General features: G+C 62.5%; 17 protein-coding genes and 1 tRNA gene. 7 read left to right on the top strand and 11 right to left on the bottom strand.

Annotated features, from left to right (window positions below):
- From KF757_12465 to lysF, 3 genes are all read right to left on the bottom strand, one after another.
- The coding region (locus KF757_12465) for a hypothetical protein (protein MBX3323792.1) at positions 1–579 on the bottom strand (579 nt) is incomplete at its 3' end.
- Between the two features lie 50 nt (positions 580–629).
- A complete protein-coding gene (locus tag KF757_12460) occupies positions 630–1352 on the bottom strand; it encodes a hypothetical protein (protein ID MBX3323791.1) in 723 nt (240 codons plus the stop codon).
- 193 nt (positions 1353–1545) lie between these two features.
- A complete protein-coding gene (gene lysF, locus KF757_12455; GenBank protein ID MBX3323790.1) occupies positions 1546–3531 on the bottom strand; it encodes a homoaconitase in 1986 nt (661 codons plus the stop codon).
- Positions 3532–3666: 135 nt separating this feature from the next.
- On the opposite strand from lysF, the gene KF757_12450 reads away from it, so the two are divergent.
- The 4 genes from KF757_12450 to KF757_12435 are packed head-to-tail and all read left to right on the top strand — an operon-like array spanning position 3667 to position 9995.
- On the top strand, positions 3667–6564 hold the full coding sequence (locus KF757_12450) for a glycoside hydrolase family 95 protein (protein ID MBX3323789.1): 2898 nt from the start codon (positions 3667–3669) through the stop codon (positions 6562–6564).
- 24 nt (positions 6565–6588) lie between these two features.
- The gene (locus tag KF757_12445; GenBank protein MBX3323788.1) at positions 6589–8505 is read left to right on the top strand and encodes a beta galactosidase jelly roll domain-containing protein; all 1917 of its coding nucleotides are present in this window, start codon (positions 6589–6591) and stop codon (positions 8503–8505) included.
- A 37-nt stretch (positions 8506–8542) separates the two neighbouring features.
- Positions 8543–9784, top strand: coding sequence for a hypothetical protein (locus tag KF757_12440; protein MBX3323787.1), 1242 nt, complete (start codon positions 8543–8545; stop codon positions 9782–9784).
- Entirely contained in the window at positions 9765–9995 is a 231-nt protein-coding gene (locus KF757_12435; GenBank protein ID MBX3323786.1) for a hypothetical protein, read from the top strand. Before KF757_12440 ends, KF757_12435 begins: the two co-directional genes overlap by 20 nt.
- Positions 9996–10180: 185 nt before the next feature.
- On the opposite strand, the gene KF757_12430 is transcribed toward KF757_12435, so the two are convergent.
- From KF757_12430 to KF757_12415, 4 genes are read right to left on the bottom strand one after another with little or no spacing between them, the layout of a single operon-like run.
- Complete coding sequence (locus KF757_12430; GenBank protein MBX3323785.1) at positions 10181–10861, bottom strand: flagellar basal body L-ring protein FlgH; 681 nt, start codon at positions 10859–10861, stop codon at positions 10181–10183.
- A gap of 3 nt (positions 10862–10864) precedes the next feature.
- Complete coding sequence (gene flgA / locus KF757_12425; protein ID MBX3323784.1) at positions 10865–11926, bottom strand: flagellar basal body P-ring formation protein FlgA; 1062 nt, start codon at positions 11924–11926, stop codon at positions 10865–10867.
- 6 nt (positions 11927–11932) lie between these two features.
- Positions 11933–12739, bottom strand: a complete 807-nt coding sequence (flgG, locus tag KF757_12420; protein MBX3323783.1) for a flagellar basal-body rod protein FlgG — start codon at positions 12737–12739, stop codon at positions 11933–11935.
- Between the two features lie 24 nt (positions 12740–12763).
- Complete coding sequence (locus KF757_12415) at positions 12764–13543, bottom strand: flagellar hook-basal body complex protein (protein MBX3323782.1); 780 nt, start codon at positions 13541–13543, stop codon at positions 12764–12766.
- Between the two features lie 195 nt (positions 13544–13738).
- Here KF757_12415 and KF757_12410 point away from each other — a divergent pair, with 195 nt between their 5' ends.
- On the top strand, positions 13739–14047 hold the full coding sequence (locus KF757_12410; GenBank protein ID MBX3323781.1) for a hypothetical protein: 309 nt from the start codon (positions 13739–13741) through the stop codon (positions 14045–14047).
- 56 nt (positions 14048–14103) lie between these two features.
- Positions 14104–14409 carry a hypothetical protein gene (locus KF757_12405; protein MBX3323780.1) on the top strand — a complete coding sequence of 102 codons (306 nt, stop codon included), beginning with the start codon at positions 14104–14106 and terminating at the stop codon, positions 14407–14409.
- 342 nt (positions 14410–14751) lie between these two features.
- Here KF757_12405 and KF757_12400 read toward each other — a convergent pair whose 3' ends face one another.
- Together KF757_12400 and KF757_12395 are read right to left on the bottom strand one after the other, a co-directional pair.
- Entirely contained in the window at positions 14752–15306 is a 555-nt protein-coding gene (locus KF757_12400; GenBank protein ID MBX3323779.1) for a transposase, read from the bottom strand.
- A 171-nt stretch (positions 15307–15477) separates the two neighbouring features.
- Positions 15478–16884 (bottom strand): glucose-6-phosphate isomerase, encoded by a 1407-nt coding sequence (locus KF757_12395; protein ID MBX3323778.1) that lies wholly within the window; start codon positions 16882–16884, stop codon positions 15478–15480.
- 159 nt (positions 16885–17043) lie between these two features.
- Here KF757_12395 and KF757_12390 point away from each other — a divergent pair, with 159 nt between their 5' ends.
- Positions 17044–18090 (top strand): NAD(P)-dependent alcohol dehydrogenase, encoded by a 1047-nt coding sequence (locus KF757_12390; protein MBX3323777.1) that lies wholly within the window; start codon positions 17044–17046, stop codon positions 18088–18090.
- A gap of 100 nt (positions 18091–18190) precedes the next feature.
- Here the strand turns inward: KF757_12390 and KF757_12385 are convergent.
- Positions 18191–18264 (bottom strand) — tRNA-Val (locus KF757_12385).
- Positions 18265–18434: 170 nt separating this feature from the next.
- Positions 18435–19595: a hypothetical protein gene (locus tag KF757_12380; GenBank protein MBX3323776.1), complete on the bottom strand. Its 1161-nt coding sequence runs from the start codon at positions 19593–19595 to the stop codon at positions 18435–18437.
- Positions 19596–19666 lie beyond the last annotated feature (71 nt).

Here is a 19666-nt window from a genome sequence, read left to right as displayed (position 1 = left end):
ACTCTCGCACCCCTGACGGCTCATCACCCGCGTCGACAACGCCACATTCTCAAGCCCCTTAGCGTACCACCGCTTCATCCGATCAGGATGCCCCACCTCAGGGTCGGCCATGGCGTCAGCAATCTTCTTGGGCAGCGGAAACCACTCGATCCCGCCATACATCCCTTCAGTGTTCTCGCGGAACACCACCAGATCGATGTCATCGCGATAGTTCAGCGGATTGCCGGGATACGCCTTGCAAGGCCGAAGGTTAGTATGCAGGTTGAACAACTGCCTCAACTTTACGATCGGACTGAAATAACTCAGCCCCTTGCCGTGGAGTTCGGGCGCCAGTTCCTCTGCCGCCTCCTCGCGTGGCTTGCTCGTGATCGCGCCAAACAGCGCACAATCCGTCTCCTTGAGAATTTTGATCGTCCGATCCGGCAGCGGATTTCCTTCGCGACACCAGAACTCCCACCCGATGTCCGCCGGGATGTACTCGGCATCAAACCGCATCGCGTCAAGCACAATGCGCGTCGCATCCATTACATCCACACCCACCCCGTCGCCGGGCATCCACGCAATACGATACTTGGCCATGATCGTTCGACCTCCTGATTGGTCAAGACTCTAGGCCTCTGCATCGCAACTCAGGCCACTCGACGAACTCGCTTCAGTCCGGCGTCCTCAGGTTTCAGTCCAGCGTTGTAGGCAAGCAGCGCAATCTGTAACCGATCCGAAATCCCGAGCTTTCGTCCGATGGAGATCCGGTGGTTTTCCACAGTCTTCGCGGAACGATGCACGTGCTCAGCGATCTCCTTGACCGTCATTCCCATGCCGATAAAAGCTGTCATCTCCAACTCGCGATCGCTTAAGCAATCCAATGGACCAAAATCCGCAACCGGCGCGGGCATCACGAGCAGACCATTCCAGAGATCCGGTACCAACCCCCCAAAACGCTGAACAACACACACACGCAGAATCTCACTGTGATCGTTCACGAATCGACACTGCGACAGGATCTGCCATCCGCCCCAGATCAACCGCTCAACCTGCATCCCATCAACACCCATGCGATCAGCAAACCCCGCCGCGTATTTCGGCGACATCACACTGCTCAGGCTCCGCCCCACCACATCCGTCTCACCCGACCTGAACATCATCTCCGCAGCCGTCGCCGTGGCATACGTCAGACGCATCTCCCGATCGAGCACATACACCCCCATCCGCGGCGACGCTTTCGATGCTTCGAACACAGCCTCCGCAATCGTCGCAACCGCACCTGGCGCCTGGCTCTGCGCGGAATACTGAGCCGCACTCGGACGCTCGATCGAACGCCTGTGCTCAAACGAAAGGTTGTCGGTCGAAGTCATGAGTGGTCTCCTTGTGAATCCACGACTCAATTGAATATACCACAATCTTCGACCATTCGTTCCGCCAAGTATTGAAAACACACTACCGCCACTTCCGATTCTTCCTCCAAATGCGGGCAAACCCTTGCACTTTCCCACAGGTTTGTGCAGCACTACAACAATTACTCATGCGACTTCCATGCGATAGAGATTTTCATTCATCATCACGCACCAGCATTTCCTTCGCCACCGCTTCAGCGCCGCCCTTCACCACCAATTCCTGTGCAACGCGACTCAATCGACTCATTGCAAAACTCTCACCGTTCATGCGAATGAACGAATTCACAAAGTCGATCTCAATATCCGCATCAACAACCGTCGTATTCTGCTCCCAGGTGTGTCTTACGCGGAGCGACCTCACCAATTCGGGGCATATCAGACACAAATAGCCGTTGTTAAACGCGTTCCGCAAATATGTCTCGCTGAAACTTTCTGCGATCACGCACGCGATGCCGCGATGCTTCAGTGCTGTCGCTGCCTGTTCGCGGCTCGAACCTGTCCCAAAGTTGCACCCCGACACAACGATGTCGCCCCTGCGGCACTTTGACCCAAACAGGGGATCAAAATTCTCGAACACAACCGCAGCCATGTCCTCCGCGCTCAAATCATCCCTGTACGTCCATTTGCCCGCGTAGATTCCATCAGTGTTCATGTTGTCCTTCGGCAGCACCAGCGCTCGCCCGCGCAAGACCGCAGGAAACCCGTCATACAGATCCGCTTTTCCGCTGAAATCAGGCGCCACATGCGACACGCCCACACTCCGCCGAAGCGGAACATCTTCGTACTCTTCCGGCGCACAGATGTAACCCGCTGCAGCACTCGCTGCAACCACCGCCGGCGAACCAAGGTATACCTCCGCATCGCGGCTGCCCATGCGACCACGAAAATTCCGGTTCGTCGCGCTGATCGCCACCTCTCCATCTTCAACCAACCCCTCGCCCAATCCAATGCAAGGCCCGCATCCGCTCGGGAGCATCGTCGCGCCCGCTGTTTGCAAAATGCCCCACGCGCCGCTCGCCTCAGCAGCTGCCTGTACTTCACCCGAAGCCGCTGCTACATACATCTTCACCCCATCCGCCACGCGCCGCCCGCGCAACACGCGCGCCGCCGACTCCAGATCCTCAAGCCGCGCATTGACGCAACTCACCAGATACGCCTTTTGAATCGCCACCCGCTTCTTCTCGATCGCAGGCACCGATGTCATCGTCTTGACCTCGTTCGGCCCCGACACATGCGGCACCACACTCGACAGATCCAGTTCCAACTCGATCGCATAGCCCGCGTCCTCGTCAGCGCCCTCCCACTCACGATGCCAACGCTCCACGTCATCGCGCGTATAAAACCCCAGCGAGCCCGCCCGCCGTACCCCAGGCCTCCGCTCGCTCGCCAGCACATCTGCCCGCTTGAGCAACGCCGCCTTCAACACCTCATCAAACGGAAACACGCCCGCCAGCGCTCCCCACTCGGTCGTCATGTTGGCGATCGAGAGGCGCTGATCCATCGTGAGCCCCGACACACCATCACCAACAAACTCGACCGCGTGATTCAGAACTTCATCGTTGTTGAACGCCCCGCACAGCGCGATGATCACATCCTTCCCGACGACTCCATCGCGCAACGAACCAATCAGCCGGCACCGCGCTACCTTGGGCACCTGCCACCACGTCGTTCCCGTCGCCCACAGGCACGCTGCGTCCGTCCGCACCACCGGCGTCCCAAGTGCCGCAACTCCACCATAAAGGTTCGAGTGCGAATCGCTCCCCACCACCAGCGCACCCGGCACCGCATACCCCTGCTCCACCATCACCTGATGGCTGATCCCCGTCCCCGCAGGATAAAAATCGATCCCGTTCTCCTCAGCAAACTTCGCAATCTTCGCGTACTTGGCAAGGTTCTCAGGCGTGAGGTTCTGGATGTCGTGGTCAATCGCAAACACCGGTTGCCTCGGATCGGCAACGCGCGCCTCGCGCCCCGTTCCTTCAAAGATCGATCGAAACTTCGGAATCACCGCACCCGTGTTGTCATGCGTCATCACATGCTTGGGCCTGATCCGCACGATCATCCCCTGCCTCGCGCACTCGCCCGCCCCAAGCCCCACCGCGTACCGCGTCGCGATCTTCTCAACCAGTGTCAAGCCCATAGCCCATCTCCTGCGTGCTCACACCATCGTATCAGGCGATCCACCTGCAACACTCAGCCTGTTGACGCTCATGCACTCCGTGTCAGGTTCTGATACGCTATCGGTTACATCGTTCGGTGCTGCCAGGAACTGCTCATGCTCACTCGATGCTTTGCCCTTGCCGTGCTCGTCTTGCTCGCTGCCGCCCCTGCACCCAGCCAGTATTCATGGGAATGGCACCCCGTACCCGCAGTGTGGGATGGTCCGCGGGCGTCGTACGACGGGTTCGCGTGGTATCGCACCGTCATCGAAGTTCCCGCCAACCTGCGCGGGCCATGGAAACTCCACCTCGGACGCATCGACGACACCGACGAGGCCTTCATCAATGGCGTCCTCATCGGTGCCTCAGGCTCAATGCCCCCGGATTCCCGCACCGCCTGGCAGGCCGACCGAATCTACCCCATCGACGAGGCACTCATCACCCCCGGACAAACACATCTCCTGGCAGTTCGCGTCCATGATTCAGGCGGCGCCGGAGGCATCTACAGCGGCTACCTCGAGCTTCACGGCTCCAACGGCTCAGTTCCACTCAACTCTCTCTGGCAGATCCACTTCGGCGACACCCCCGCCGCTGCAACCTGGCCACCCGGCGATCGCAACGCATTCATCGCCATGCACCGCGACGCCCAGCCTCAACCATGGACCGACCACCCGCTCGAATCTGGCCCACGAACGCTCTGGTACGAATCGCCCGCGCCAACTTGGTCGTACGCTCTTCCCATAGGCAACGGCCGCCTCGGTGCCATGGTCTTCGGCGGCATCGAAGAAGAACGCATCCAACTCAACCTCGATTCCCTCTGGGCCGGGCCACCCTATCCCGTCGTTCCCGAAGACGCCGGACTTCACATCGCCGAAGCCCGCACGCTGTTCTTCGCAGGCAGGCCCGCTGAAGGCGAAAAAATCATTGCCGAGCGAGTCCTCCCAGCACGCATCGCTCCACGCTCGCACCAGACGCTCGGTGATCTGACCATTCGCACGCCCTCCATCGGTTATCCACAGCGGTATCGAAGACAACTCGACCTCACCACCGCGATCGCCTCGACCGGCGTGCGCACCGATCGGGGGCTGATCGTCCGCCGTGTGTTTGCCAGCGCGCCCGACAACGTCATCGTCATCGAGATCACCGCCGAACAGCCAACTCGCTTCGAATTCGAACTCTCACGCCCCGCCAACGCTGTCGTCGAACCCATCGAACGCGGCATGCGCATGCACGGCCAGGCACAGCACAACGGATCGCACCTCGGCACACGCTTCGAAGCACGCACGCACATCGTCACCGACGGCCACACTTCCCACGATGGCGCGACCCTTGTCGCACGCGATGCAACGCACGTCTCGATCCTCCTCGCAGCCGAAACCGATTACAACTTTGACAACCCATCGTCCCCCCTCACGCACGACCTTGCAGCGTCACTCAGCGCTGCCCTTGCTGCCGCGGCATCCCGCTCCACCGCTGAACGCGTCGCCCGGCACGTCAGCGAACACCGCTCATGGTTCGACCGCGTGCACCTCGAACTTGGTTCTTCGCAATGGTCCGGCCCAACCGATCAGCGTCTTGCACGCGTCCAATCCGGCGCCAGCGACCCCGATCTTGTCGAACTCTACTTCGACTACGCGCGATACCTGCTCATCGCCTCTTCACGCCCGGGCTCGCTCCCCGCCAATCTCCAGGGCCTCTGGAACGAACACCTCGAAGCACCATGGAACGCCGACTATCACACCAACATCAATCTCCAGATGAACTACTGGATCGCTGATGTTGCCAACCTCAGCGAACTCAATGGCCCCCTCTTCGACTTCTGCGACCGTCTCATTCCTGCTGGACGCACGTTCGCACGCAGACTCGGGTGCAGCGGTGCCGCATTCGGACACGAAACCGATCCGTGGTTCTGGGCAGCATTTTCCGGACAACCTGTGTGGGGCATGTGGGTCACCGCAGGCGGATGGATGGCATCGCACTACATGGAGCACCACCGCTTCACACAGAACCACGAGTTCCTCATCGAACGCGCAATTCCTTACATGCGCGAAGTATCCCTCTTCTACCTCGACTGGCTTGTCGAAGATCCGGCAACCGGGCTCCTCGTCTCCGGCCCGACGACCTCCCCTGAAAACTCGTACCGCTTCGAAGGCTCTGTCCTCAGCCTGTCAATGGGCCCCACAATGGATCAGCAGATCATTCGAGAACTCTTCGAGAACACCCTCGAAGCCCACATGCTGGTCGGAGTCGAAGACGCCCTCACCACGCGCATCGCCGAGGCCTTGGACAAACTCGCGCCGACAACCATCGCGTCCGACGGACGCATCATGGAATGGCAACATCCATTCGAGGAAGCCGAACCGGGTCATCGGCATATGTCACATCTCTATGGCCTGCATCCCTCGAACCAGATCACGCCGCGCCACACCCCCCACCTCGCAGCCGCAGCCCGTCGCTCGCTCGAAGCTCGCCTTCAACACGGCGGCGGACACACCGGCTGGAGCCGAGCATGGATGATCAACTTCTGGGCCCGACTCAGCGACGGGGAGAAATCCTACGAAAACATCCAACTCCTGCTCGCCAAAAGCACCATGCCCAACCTGCTCGACGACCACCCACCGTTCCAGATCGATGGCAACTTCGGCGGAGGTGCAGGCATTGCGGAGATGCTGCTCCAGAGTCACGAGGGCATGATCGTCCTCCTGCCTGCACTACCCAAAGCCTGGCCCGATGGTTCCGCGCGCGGGCTCGTCGCGCGCGGCGGATTCGAGGTGTCGATGGAGTGGTCGCATGGGCGGGTGAGGCAAGCGGTGATTCACGCGCGTGCCGGCGGGACGCTGCGGTTGCTTGGTGTGGGCGATGGCGAAGTGTTCCACGTGGAACATGTGGACGCGGCGTTGCGCAAGGACGCTGCTGTGCGCGCGCGGGGGGAGGCTGTCGGGACCGTGCGCGCGCATGAGGTGTTTGAGCGCGACATGCACGCGGGCGAGATGTTCCTGATTCGATTTCGATAGGATTGGTGCTCTACCTGGAGATGAATGATGAAATGGTGTGTGATTGCGGTGGCTTGTTTGACCTGGAGTTGCTGTCGCGGGGATGTTGTGCTGCCGAGTGTGGTGAGCGATGGGATGGTGCTTCAGCGTGAGAGTGAGGTGCGGCTGTGGGGCTGGGCGACGCGCGGGGAGGATGTGAGTGTGCAGGGCTCGTGGATGGCTTCGCCGGTGCGGGCCAAGCCCGATGGTCGCGGACGATGGCAGGTCTCGGTTGCGACAGGCGAAGCCGGCGGGCCTTACACGGTGACTGTTGCGGGTGAGACGACTGTGACGGTGCGTGATGTGTATATCGGCGAGGTGTGGGTGTGCAGCGGGCAATCGAACATGGAGTGGACGCTGGCGATGACTGGGGATGCGGAGTCGATTGCGAGCGCGAACGATGACAGGCTGCGCGTGTTCACGGTTGGCAAGCAGATGTCGCTGCACTCGCGCTTCGACGCGACGGGAGCGTGGCGGGCTGCGACGCCTGGGCACGCGCCGGGGATGAGCGCCGCGGCGTATCACTTCGGGACGAAATTGCGAGCCGAACTCGGCGTGCCGATCGGGTTGATAGTGACGGCGTGGGGTGGCACGCGGATCGAAGCGTGGATGCCGGCTTCGAGTCTTGGGGCGTTTGTTGAGTATGAGTCAGAGTTATCCATTCTTGGCGTTGCGAGCGGCGATCCGAGCGGGCGTGTGGAGATGACGGCTGCGATAGAGCGGCGCTGGTGGGAATCGCTCGATGATGCCGGCGTGCGAGGCTGGACGGGGGCCGATTTTGACGCCAGCGCGTGGGGGACGATGGAGTTGCCGGCGTCGATGGGGCCTGATGGTCTTGATACGTTTGACGGCGTGGTGTATTTTCGGCGCGAGGTCGAGGTGCCTGCGTCGATGGCTGGAGACGCGCTTGAGTTGCATCTTGGGCCGATTGATGATTATGACGATGTGTGGCTCAATGGTGTGCATGTGGGCGCGACGCATGCGGAGAACCAATGGAGCGTGCCTCGGGTGTATGCGGTGCCGGTGGGTGTGGTGGACGCGGGGCGCAATGTGGTGGCGGTGCGCGTGCTTGATACCGCGGGTACGGGGGGGATCAATGGGAAGCCGGAGCAGATGATGCTTGTCGGGGGCGGCGAGCGCGTCTGGCTCGCGGGCGAGTGGCGGGTGCGGCGTGGAAAGGCTGTGAGCGAGATTCGGCTTGGCAGTCGCGGGGCGCTCGAGGTCAATGCGAATACAGCGACGGTGCTGTACAGCGGTATGATCGAGCCGATCGCGGACATGAGCGTGCGCGGCATGCTGTGGTATCAGGGCGAGTCGAACCGGCATAATGCGCACCGGTATGCGGATCTGATGGAAGCGATGATCGGCGCGTGGCGTGCGCGATTCGGGGGCGGCGAGTTGCCGTTCTATTACGTGCAGATTGCGCCGTTCAACTATGGCGGCGACACGGGGCAGACGGGCATGCTGCGCGAGGCGCAGCGGCTGGCGATGCGCGTGCCGAACACGGGGATGGTGGTGACGACGGATATCGGCGATGTGCGCGATATTCACCCGAAGAACAAGAAGGCTGTGGGCGAGCGGCTGGCGCGGTGGGCGCTGGCCAGGACATACGGGCATGATGTGGTGTACAGCGGGCCTCTGGTGGCGGGCGCGGTGCGCGAGGGCTCGAAGGTTCGAGTGACGTTTGACCATGCTGCGGGACTGATCGCGCGTGGCGGCGCGGTGCGGCACGTGCAGGTTGCGGGCGCTGATGGTGTGTTTCATGCGGCGGAGGCGACGATCGAGGGCGAGACGCTGGTGGTGTGGAGCGAGCGGGCGGGCGAGCCGCGGCGGGTGCGGCTGGGGTGGGGCGCGACGGATGAACTGAACCTGTTCAATGAGGCGGGGTTGCCGGCGTCGCCGTTTGAGGTTGAAGTACAATGAAGCAAACGCAGGTCACGAGAGTCAATGAGGTGATGCGATGCTGACGTGCAAGAACATATCTCTCGGAGTGACATTGGGCTTACTGATGATCCTTGGAGGTTGCGGCAGTCGGTATGAGGTTCGCGATCTCTCGGATGTGAGCCCGGGGGTGCTGCGTGCTGCAGCATTGGACGCGCTCCACGTTGAGTGGAGTGCCTTTGCGGTCAACTCGATTTGCGGCGAGTATCTGGTCCTCGGTGCCCACCCAGTGGGCAATCCAGATCAATGCGAGTTCGTGGTGTATGACCTCAAGGATGATGCGGTGATCTCGCGGACGCCAGTGGACTGTCCGGCAGAGTTCATGGACTGTCTGTCCCGAAGCATCTGTGTGGCTCGAATCGAGTCGGACGGCTCACCGACGGTCAGGGTTGTCAAGGCGGAGCACGGCCGCTTTTGGTTCCAGGCTGGACCCGCGGCCCAATTCAGGCGGTTGGCCTCTACCAAGCGATCTCAACCAGATTGGAGCATCGCGTGTGTTTCTGATTTAGAACGACGGCTTCCTTCCACCTTCAAATATCTCGAAAACAAGGCACTCCCCATTGGTCCATTGGAAAGCGACCAGGTTGTAATCAGCGACATTCCCGTGGCCTTAGGCTTTGATGCAGATCGACAATACCGGTTCATGGTGCCTTGGATTCGAATTGACGATCCACATCAGGATTCTGGTTTTTCACGACTTTCGATTTCTGGATGGCAAGTCGTAGGAGAGCCAGTTGTAGATTTAGAGCTGACTCGTGCGGATGCCCATCGTGTGTCACATGCTTATCCAAGCCAACGAATCGCCCGTTACGTTCGACCAATGTATGGAAAATTCGCGACGCTCAGTTTCAAAAAATACACAAAGGTGGAAATTTTAGACATACAGCGCGGGAAAGCGGTTTACTTTTATGAGCTTCGAGGGCGGCAAGGCTTTAACCTATCGAAGGTGCATAGATCTTTCTTTCTGGGACACTCGCCTCAGGGCAATCTTGCGTTCTACGCGCTAAAATCGCTCTCTGACGAGTCCCAAGTGAAGATGGATTCCGATGCGGGTTGGTCATTCGGACTCATGGCGGTACGACTTTCTCCACCTTGGACGATGTCTGTTGTGGTACTCCCAGCGATGGCGCAACGAATTTTCTGGACGCCGGATGGACAAATGTACATCGTGTTGACCCAGCCCTTTTTCAATAACGGAACGCGCACCGGAGGGCTGGCGACTCCGCCGATTTATCCATTAGATGCCTGGTTTATGGAGTGAGCGAGGCTCCGCTGCGCATGTACAGGTTGCGGGCGTTGATGGCGTGTTTCACGCGGCGGAGGCGACGATCGAGGGCGAGACGCTGGTGGTGTGGAGCGAGCGGGCGAGCGAGCCGCGGCGGGTGCGGCTGGGGTGGGGCGCGACGGATGAACTGAACCTGTTCAATGAGGCGGAGTTGCCGGCGTCGCCGTTTGAGGTTGAGGTGGAGTGAGGCGTGCGCGTGTGATGAGGGTGATGGTGAATCGCGACCCGGAGGTGTGCACCTGACGGTGCAAACCTCCGGCGTCCTAAAGGCAGGACATGAGAATGTGCGGTGTCCTGAAGGTAGCAGATTCGTGCGTGCGGTGTCCTGATGGCAGGAGATGCGTGCGTGCGGCTCGAAATCAAAGTCAGATGTTAGAAGTCGAAGATCTTGTCGAGGACGCGGGTGAGGAAGCCTTTCTTGGATGATTCTCGCAATTCGCCGGTGTTCTGGAGGTTCATGCTGAGGCTGGCGATCTGGCTTGAGAGGATGGTGTTGCGGTTGGTGATGTCTTCCTGCCGGGCGACGCCTGAGAGGACGAGGGTCTGGACTTCGGAGTCCTTGGTGATGGTTTTCGTGGCCTGAAGGACGAGGGTGCCGTTGGGTTTGATCTCGATGATTTCGGCGGTGATCTTGGCGCTGAAGCGGTCGGAGCGGGCGTATTCGCCGTCGCCTTCGAACTTGCGTTTGAAATCGGTGCCGAGGAGTTTGGTGTTGGCGGTGTCTCCCTGACGGAGGCGCATTTCGAGCAGCTCCCAGGGGTCGAGGATAGCGTTGAGGGTGAGGTTGGCGCTGGATTTCTTCTCGGTGTCGAGGGATTGGCTGCTTTTCTGCTGGCTTGTTTCATCGACGATGATGGTGATCAGGTCGTGCTTCATGAAGGTGCGAGGCTCGGGTGGCGTGACGAAGAGCATGCTGGCCTGGGCCATTTCGGTGGTGGCGGCTTCGCGCGCGGCGAGGGCGGGGCCTTCGTCGAGAGCCTTGACGAAGAGGCTTTGTGCGGCGGCGGGCGAGGTAAGCAGTGCGACGGTCATGATGGTGTTGCGTGTGAGCATGGTTCAATGGTCCTCGACGGGGTCGATGTGTTCGTGCAGAGTGCGGCCGGTGATGAGCACAGCGCGGCCTTTGCCGTTCATGCGAGCATAAAAGGTCTTTCCGCCGGAGATGGGGCGGAGGAGGACGCGCTCGCCGTCGCGGGCGGTGCCGAGCGAGCGGGCGGCCTGGCGGACGACGATGGATCCTGTGATGCAGCGAACCATGACCTCGTCGCCGATGCGGACGACGATGGGCGGCTCGACATCGCGGCGGTCGATGGGCTGGCCGGGGCGAAGATTGGTGCGGGTTTCGTGCTCGACGATCGCGGCGGGGTCGGCGGGGTCGGCTGATGGCGGGAGGAAGCGTTCTTCGGTTGTGAACTGTGCGGGGCCGATGATGGTGCGGCGAGCGATGGGCTCGGTGGCGATGGCGACGGTGCGGCGGATCTCGACGCCGACGCGGATCGAGGCCTGGTGGAGGATGCGGTCGCGGTCGTAGAGCGTGATGGCGATGGGCATGGTGCTGCCGGTGCCCATGGGGATGACTTCGACGATGCGGCCGGTGGTGGGCGTGAGCAGCGTGGCGCTGTCGCGATCGGCAAATTCGAGTCGCAGGTCGTCGGGCGAGACGCCGAAGTGCTCGGCGAGGCGGGCTTCGATATGGCTTCGGAGAGTCGGGCCGATGCTGGCAGCCTCGCCGAGCGCGAGGTGTTCATCGGCGGGTGCGTTGTGGCTGCCCGACGACGCGGCGATGGCTGGTTCGATGATCCGGACGCGGCAGAGCGAGCCTCGGATGAGCAGTTGTGCCTTCGGGACGGGCACGAGGCGGGCCAGATCATCGGCGTTGATGTCGAGCCAGTGGTTGCGGGCGTGGTCGGCGGCGGCGTCGGGGTCGTGGATGACGATCGCGGCCAGTTCGGCGGCGCGCGGGCTGGCGATGACGGCGATGTCGCCGAGCGTGAGGGGCGCGCCGTGGGCGATGCGGGCCGTCGAGCGGAGCGTAATCTCGGTGTGGCTGGCGCCGGCGGGCGCGACGGCGAGCGCGAAGAGCAGAGCGGCGAAGATGGCGAGGGTCGGTCGCGTCATGCTGCGTTACCGGCGAAGCTGGGCGATGGTCTGGAGGGCCTGATCGGCGGCGCGGATCGACTGGCTGTTCATTTCGTAGGCCCGCTGGGTGCGGATGAGTTCGATCAGTTCGCGCGCCGGATCGACGTTGGAGGCTTCGAGCATGCCCTGGCGGACGCGGCCCGTGCTGTTTTCGCCGGGGACGCCGACGACGGGGTTGCCGCTGGCAGCCGATTCGACCCAGAGATTCTCGCCGACCTGTCGGAGGCCTGCGGGATTGATGAATGAGGCCAGTTCGATCTGTCCGGCGACCTGTGGCTCGGTTTCGCCCGCGACGATGTACCAGACCTGGCCGTCGGTGGAGACGTCGACCTTGACGGCTTCCTGCGGGATGTTGATGTTGGGTTCGAGGCGTCGGCCCTGATCGTTGGCGAGCACGATGTCGCCGTCGGAGTTGAGGACGAAGTTGCCGGCGCGCGTGTAGGCGGTGCCGCCACCGAGTTCGGGCTCGACCTGGACCTGGAAGAAGCCTCGGCCCTCGATCATGAGATCGAGTTCCTGCCCGGTGCTGATGGGCGCCCCTTGGCTGAACTCCTGCTGGGTGCCGGAGACTTTGACGCCCAGGCCCACGTAGAGGCCGGTGGGACGCTCGTCGCCGTTGGGGTTTTCGACGCCGGGCTGGGCGCGTTCGATGTAGAGCAGATCCTGAAAGTTGGCGCGGCTGGCCTTGTAGCCTTCGGTGTTGACGTTGGCCAGGTTGTTGGCGATGACGTCGAGTTTGGTGTTCAGGGCGTTGAGGCCGCTGGCGGCGGATTGAAGGGCGATGATGGCCATGCGAATGTTTCTCCGGGTGCTGGCTCAGCCCATGCGGGCGAAGGTGTTGATGGCGCGTTCGACCATGCGGTCCTGATACGAGATGGTGCCGATGTTGGCGCCGACTGCGCTGCTGGCGCTCTGGACGGCGAGCAGGGCGCGAACCTGATCGACGGCCGAGCCTTCGACCGCGCGCTGGGTGATGCGGCCGGTGGCGGGGCGCAGGTTGCCTGCGGCGGCGGCGTCGAGGGCGAAGAGGGTGTCGCCGATGGGCCGCAGGGCGCGGCGGTCGGGAAGATCGACGAAGCGCAACTGGGCGACGATATTGCCGTCCTGACGGATGAAGCCGCGGTTGTCGATCTCGACGGGCGTGTTTTCGATCAGGCGAATGGGGCGTCCGGCGGTATCGATGATGGGGTTGCCGCTTGAGGCGAGCACGAGGCGGCCGCGATCGTCGAGCGTCATGCGGCCGTCGCGCGTCAGGGCGATCGAGTCGGCGTTGGCGTCGCTGCTGGTGCGCGCGACGAGAAAGCCTTCGCCCTCGATGGCCAGATCGAGTTCGTTGCCGGTGGTGTCGATGGTGCCCTGACGGAAACTGACGCGGCTGGGCGCGAGCAGGAGCCCGCCGCCGAGTCGTTCGAGAAGTGCGTTGGAGGGTAGGAAGTGCAGGCCGTCTTCGCGTCGTGCGTGGTCACGCTGCATGGTGGCGGCTTCGACGGGTTTGTAGCCGACGGTATCGATGTTGGCCAGGTTGTTGGCCATGGCGTCGAGGCGGGCCAGGCTGGTCAGGACGCCGGAACTGGCGATGTCGATGCCGTAGTACATGGTGGACTCCTCCGCGCGGTGTGGGCCTCCGTGCCCGCAGCGGATGCATCTCAAACGGCGTGCCAGACGGCTGCGGGGGTTGGCGGGGCTGCACGCGCAAGGCTTGCGCGAGTTGCGGCAGGCTCTGCCGATGCTGGGCTGGGCGATGAGGCCCCGCCGGGTTGCGATTACAATTTGTCCGGCTGGACAGAGCACATGCGTTATACTGCCGGAGGCCGATGCGTCGCTTGTGTGCCGGGAGAAGTTATGGAGACGGGAAAGCCTGCTGCCGGTCTGAAATCAGGGTACATCGTCGCCATTGTGGTGCTGTTGGTTGTCTTGCTGATTCCCTGGGGGCTTGGTGCTGTGGTTGCACAGTGGACGGGCGTCTCGGCGAACGATGGCGGCAAGCTGGTCTCTGCAAATATTGCCGCTGTTGTCGGCCCTCTCGCAGCGGTGTATGTCATCACGACAATGCGGCGTGCCGGACCGACGCTTCTGGTGCTTGGTCGGAACTCGCGGTGATGATAATGTTTGTGCCCGCGGGAGTTCTGCTCCCCATATCTATATGGTCACGCACGGTGAGCATCGTCGCTCTGCCCCCGCCGATCATGGTTTTTCTCATCTTTGGCCTGATGTGCCTGGGAGTGATGATGGTGGCCTTGGGGTACTCTCAAACTCGATTCACCGAGTCCGGCGTGGTGCATAACTTGGCGTTCATCCGGTGGGAGCATATTCAGTCGTGGGAGTGGAAGAACGATTGGATCCTGTTGCTGACCCTGTGGCGAAACAGGTGGTTTGCCAACACCTGGAAGATTCGCGTGCCGACCGGGAAGCGTCAAGCGGTTGAGAACATGCTGCGAGCACGGGCCGCGGCGGGTTCGTAGCGCGGCGTGGCCAGGCGCGGGCCGCCCGGCTTCGCGGCGCGGTGGGGAGTCGAAGGAAGCGAAGCAGAAAGAGTTCCGTGCGCGAGCGCACCTGCGAAGAAGAGAACCGGGTGCCACGACTCGCGACCGATTGAGGTCGCGCAGTCGTGCGGAATGTTGAGGGCGTGCCGGAATGTCGAGGGCCCTGCGTCGCGCGGGAACCTGTGTGCCAAACGGGCATCGCTGCGCGGGGAGAAGAGGGAGGAAGAGGAGAAGACGGAGGGCCGCGAGCGATGGCACCCGTGTCCATGGGAGTTGGGTATCAGGACGCGGGAGTTGAAACAGTGACAGAACGTGTGAGTTTCACAGCGCGATCGGGTCGATGCCGACCGGTCCTGATCGCTCACCCTCATACCAGCGAGCGCTCGACCATGCCCAGTCGGTCTGATGATCGACCAGGCCGCGTCGCACGGGATTTTCGTGGATGTAGCGGAGTTTTTCGCGCACATCGTCGCTGCTGCGCATCACGCGATCATGCCCCCCGCCGGGCTGCCAGAACTGCACACGTCCGCTCGCGGCCGTGATCGAAGGCAGCACGGTATCGGCGCGAGCACGCAACAGCGCGAGCGCGGTGCGTGCCGAATCACGCTTAATCTGCCACAGCCCACGGACGAGGCTCGCTTGCAACGGCGGAGGCATGAGCAGCAGATGGACATGCTCGGGCATTACCACCCACCCGACAAGCAGACACGCGCCGCTGCGTCGGGCGCGTTCCAATGTCGTCGCAAACACATCACGCACAGCAGGATCAGCAAAGAGAGCGAGCCGATGCCGCGTCGAAAACGTGCATAGTCGCATTCGATTTGGCAGTTCGATGCGACGGAATCGCTTGAATGAAGCGGGCTCTGACTCGTACATGGCGCAGTTCCGAGATCGCACCAGTTTAGCCTCGGGCGGTGCGTCGCGCGGGAACCTGTGTGCGATCCGGCATCGCTGCGCGGGGAGAAGGAGGGAGGAAGAGAAGAAAAAGTAGGGCCGCGAGCGATGGCACCCGCGTGTGTGCTGGTTGCCGCCGCGCTGGCTCGCGCTTCAGCCGATACGGTAGGGTGTCGGGGCGAGGGATGCATCGACGCGCGTGCGCCAGTCGTCGTAGCCGCTGCGGCCCATGAGGCCGAAGGTCGCCTTCTTGCCGGTTTCGACCGCGGGCTGGTTGTAGGCATCGACGCCGAGCATCAGGCCCGCGTAGGCTGTGGCGATCTGCCAGAGACTGATCAGTTCGCCGATGTGATGGGCGTCGATGACGGGCATGTGGATCGTGAAGTTGGGGCGCTGGCTCTCGACCAGCGCGTACTCGGTCGCGCGTTTCTCGGCGTTGAGCAGCGTGGTCATCGAGGCGCCTTCGAGATAGGAAAGAGCCTCGACGTTGAGGCCCTCGGGGATCGTGATGTCGCTCGCAAACTCCCCGACTTCGATGAACCCGATGACCTTGTCGTTGGGGCCTTCGCGGTAAAGCTGAATCTGGCTGTGCTGATCGGTCGCGCCCAGAGCGCGAATGGGCGTGAAGCCCGCGTAGACGCGCTCGCCGCTGGCGTCGAACTCCTTGCCGAGGCTCTCGGCCCAGAGCTGGCAGTACCAGTCGGCGATCGACACCAGGCCGGTCGCGTACGGCATCATGACGTGGTTGGTCTTGCCCTTGCGGCTGGCCAGTTCGACCAGCAGCGTGGCGAGCATGGCGGCGGGATTGCGCGAGAGATCGGGCAGGGTGCAGCGCTGGTCCATCGCGGCGGCACCCGCGAGCAAGGCGCGGATGTCGATGCCGCACATCGCGGCGCTGAACAGGCCGACCGGCGAGAGGACGCTGAAGCGCCCGCCCACGCCGTCGGGCACGGGAAGGGTCGCGTAGCCCTCGTCATCGCAGATGCGGCGCATGGTGCCGCGCTCTGGGTCAGTAATGGCGACGATGTGATCGCGGGCGCGCGGGCCGAGCGCGGTCGTGAGCGCGTCGCGGACGCACATGAACTGCGCGGCGGTCTCGGCGGTTTCGCCGGACTTGCTGATGACGTTATAGAGCGTCGATTCGGGCGGGCACAGCCGCAAGACGGCGGCAAAGACCGTCGGATCGACGTTGTCGATGACGAAGAGGCGCGGGCCGGGGCGGGCATCGGGGGCAAGCAGGTTCCAGAAGGGTTGATTCAGCGCGTTCTGGAGCGCGATGTTGCCCAGCGCCGAGCCGCCGATGCCCAGGACAACAAGATTGTCAAAGCGGCCGGTGCGCTCGCGGACCAGCGCATCGACGGCGGCGATGTGCTCGGTGCGCATCGGGTCGAAGGGAAGGTTCCGCCAGCGTTCCCAGCCCGTGCCGCGCGAGGCGGCGAGGCGGGCGGTCAGGCTCGCGGCGGCGGCGGCCAGGTCGGAGTTTGGTTCGAGGCGGGCCGGATCGAGGCCGTGATTGCCGACGCGGTCGAATAGACAGTTGGCGTAGTCGAGGGTGAGCATGGACTGAGGATAGGGCTGCATGTCAGCGCGGATCGAACCGTGGCTACGATCGGCTGGCGCGCGATCGCGCGAAGAGGCCGCTATGTCGCATGCCTCGATGCATCGGCCGGAGTCTGATGTCGAGATCGCGGTGAGGCAGCCTGTCAAGGAGCGAGAGCGATGAAAGCAAAAGCGTTTGGAGCGCAGTCGGCAGCGTCGGAACTGGCCGGGATGACGATCGATCGGCGCGAGCCGCTGGCGCGCGATGTCGAGATCGACATTCTGTACTGCGGCGTGTGTCATTCGGATCTGCACTTTGCCCGCAATGAGTGGGGCATGACGGTGTATCCGGTGGTGCCGGGCCACGAGATCCTCGGGCGCGTGACGCGCGTGGGGACTGAGGTGAGCAAGTTTCGCGTGGGCGACCTTGCGGCGGTCGGATGTCTGGTGGATTCGTGCCGAACGTGTTCGAGTTGCCAGCGCGGGCTCGAGCAGTTCTGCCTCGGCGGGCCGGTGTTTTCATACAACGGCCCCGACAAGCACTCGGGCGGGATGACGTATGGCGGATACTCGGAGAGAATCGTCGCCGATGAAGCGTTCACGCTCAAGGTGCCGGCGGGGCTGGACCCGGCGCGGGCGGCGCCGCTGCTGTGCGCGGGGATCACGACCTATTCGCCGCTGCGCCAGTGGGGAGCGGGCAAAGGCAAGAAGGTCGGCATCGTCGGACTGGGCGGGCTTGGGCATATGGGCATCAAGTTTGCTCATGCGTTTGGCGCGCACACGGTGCTGTTTACGACTTCGGAAGGGAAAGTGGCCGATGGCAGGAAACTCGGGGCCGACGAAGTCGTGATCTCGAAGGATGCCGATGCGATGGGCCGGCATGCGGGCAGTTTTGACATGATTCTCGATACGGTTTCGGCCGATCATGACGTCAATGCGTACCTGGCGCTACTGAAACTGGATGCGACGCTGGTGATGGTCGGCGCGCCGCCAAACCCGCAGGCGGTGAGTGTGTTCAGCCTGCTGATGCCGCGTCGGCAACTGGCGGGTTCGCTCATCGGCGGCATCGGCCAGACGCAGGAGATGCTGGATTTCTGCGGGCGAGAGGGCATCGTCTGCGACATCGAGATGATTCGGATGGATCAGATCAACGTTGCGTATGAACGCATGCTGCGGAGCGATGTGAAGTATCGGTTTGTGATCGATATGGCGTCGCTCAAGGGCTGAGAGCGAGCACTGGGAGTCTTTGAGTTTGCGATGACCTGACGCTTGTCCAAGGTTTGCTGGTCAACAGCATCGAGGCCTTGGGTGGCCAGTTATAAAGAAATAGGCGCAACAGGACTCGAACCTGTGACCTCTGCCATGTGACGGCAGCGCTCTAGCCAACTGAGCTATGCGCCCTGATCCTGGGGTGAGCGTAGCGCGCTGAACGGGTGTGTGTCCAGCGGAACAGGCGGAGATTGAGGAGCGAAGTGCCTGGGCGGGTGCGAGGCAAGAAAAACCGTCGGGCAAGACCCGGCGGCGTGTGAAGAACTCGTGAGGCAGATGGGTGAAGATGAGGCTGAGATGCTTCAGTTTCCGCCGCCGTCGCCTTGGCGATTGCCGCCCTGGCGATCACCGCGTGGACGGTCGCCGCCGCGGCCGCCGGCGTTTTGGTTCTGACCTCGATTCATGAACTCGATGTTGGGTCGGCCGCCTTCTCCGCCGCCGCCGGGGCCCATCATTCCGCCGCCGAAGAGCATGCCCATGGCACCGGGGCCTGGCATCATGCCTGCGGGTGCGGATTGGAGCCGCTGCATCATGTCAACGTATTCTGCGGATTGCCCGGTCTGGACGCGCTGCTGGAACTCGGCGAGATCGATCTCGTCGATGAAGCCGTCGTTATTGATGTCGGCTTTGCGGTCCTGATTGTAGAAAGCGTCGAGGAACGAAGGCATATCGGCGGCTGTGACGAACCCGTCGCCATTGGCGTCAAACTGGCTGACGAAGCGGAAGTCGGACATGACGTCGCGCATGTTTTCACGGAGTTTGGCCATTGCATCGGGCGTGAATCGGCCGTTCTCGTCGGTTTCGTAGCGTGCCATCATGTCGGCTCGCATCTGCTCACCCCACTCACGGTGTGCCTGCCTCGCTGCGCGAGATTCGGCCTCACTCAGGACACCATCGCCATCGGCATCGAATGCGGCGAGCAGTGCTGCCTGACGATCGGCTTCGAGCGCCCGCATGCGCTCGCGACCTTCTTCACGCTCGGCTTCGGCCAGTGCGCGTTCTTCATCACTCAGGACGCCGTCGCCGTCCTTGTCGTAGCGGTCGAGCAGCCAGCGATCACGCATGGCTTCACGTTCGGCGCGCATGGCTTCGCGCATCTCGCGGCGTTCATCTTCGTCGAGTTCGCCGTCGCCGTTCTTATCGAAACGTTCGAGCATCTGGGCGCGCATCTGCTCGGGGTCGAAGTTGGCCTGGCCGCCCCATTGTCCGCCCTCGCGCTGGAAGCCTCGGGCGTCGATGCCGCGGTCGCCGCGACGGGCTTCGGGCTGGTCGGGCGTTTCGTTGATGGTCATGGCCGGGGGCAATGAGTCATCGACAATGAGCAGAGGCTTGCGTGCGGACGACTCGATCGGCTGGGCCAGCTCGGCCTCGGGAGCGGTTGCACCCATGCGAGCCATCATGACGGCACCACCAGCAAGTAGAGAAAGCCCAGCAACGGTTCCGACGACGATTTTTGCACTCACGGGTGAATCTCCAATGGTCCGAGGTCTCCGGGTTGCCCACGAGGCTGCGGGCCTGAGCGGCACAACGAGGA

The sequence above is a fragment of the Phycisphaeraceae bacterium genome (assembly GCA_019636795.1).
GTDB lineage: Bacteria > Planctomycetota > Phycisphaerae > Phycisphaerales > UBA1924 > JAHBWW01.
This window is presented reverse-complemented; position numbering and strand designations above follow the sequence as displayed.

Excerpts from the sequence above, each read along its gene's own strand:
- KF757_12460 (MBX3323791.1), bottom strand. The coding sequence starts at position 1,352 with ATGACTTCGACCGACAACCTTTCGTTTGAGCACAGGCGTTCGATCGAG.
- lysF (MBX3323790.1), bottom strand. The coding sequence starts at position 3,531 with ATGGGCTTGACACTGGTTGAGAAGATCGCGACGCGGTACGCGGTGGGG.
- KF757_12450 (MBX3323789.1), top strand. The coding sequence starts at position 3,667 with ATGCTCACTCGATGCTTTGCCCTTGCCGTGCTCGTCTTGCTCGCTGCC.
- KF757_12445 (MBX3323788.1), top strand. The coding sequence starts at position 6,589 with ATGATGAAATGGTGTGTGATTGCGGTGGCTTGTTTGACCTGGAGTTGC.
- KF757_12440 (MBX3323787.1), top strand. The coding sequence starts at position 8,543 with ATGCTGACGTGCAAGAACATATCTCTCGGAGTGACATTGGGCTTACTG.
- KF757_12435 (MBX3323786.1), top strand. The coding sequence starts at position 9,765 with ATGCCTGGTTTATGGAGTGAGCGAGGCTCCGCTGCGCATGTACAGGTT.
- KF757_12430 (MBX3323785.1), bottom strand. The coding sequence starts at position 10,861 with ATGCTCACACGCAACACCATCATGACCGTCGCACTGCTTACCTCGCCC.
- flgA (MBX3323784.1), bottom strand. The coding sequence starts at position 11,926 with ATGACGCGACCGACCCTCGCCATCTTCGCCGCTCTGCTCTTCGCGCTC.
- flgG (MBX3323783.1), bottom strand. The coding sequence starts at position 12,739 with ATGGCCATCATCGCCCTTCAATCCGCCGCCAGCGGCCTCAACGCCCTG.
- KF757_12415 (MBX3323782.1), bottom strand. The coding sequence starts at position 13,543 with ATGTACTACGGCATCGACATCGCCAGTTCCGGCGTCCTGACCAGCCTG.
- KF757_12410 (MBX3323781.1), top strand. The coding sequence starts at position 13,739 with ATGCGTTATACTGCCGGAGGCCGATGCGTCGCTTGTGTGCCGGGAGAA.
- KF757_12400 (MBX3323779.1), bottom strand. The coding sequence starts at position 15,306 with ATGTACGAGTCAGAGCCCGCTTCATTCAAGCGATTCCGTCGCATCGAA.
- KF757_12395 (MBX3323778.1), bottom strand. The coding sequence starts at position 16,884 with ATGCTCACCCTCGACTACGCCAACTGTCTATTCGACCGCGTCGGCAAT.
- KF757_12390 (MBX3323777.1), top strand. The coding sequence starts at position 17,044 with ATGAAAGCAAAAGCGTTTGGAGCGCAGTCGGCAGCGTCGGAACTGGCC.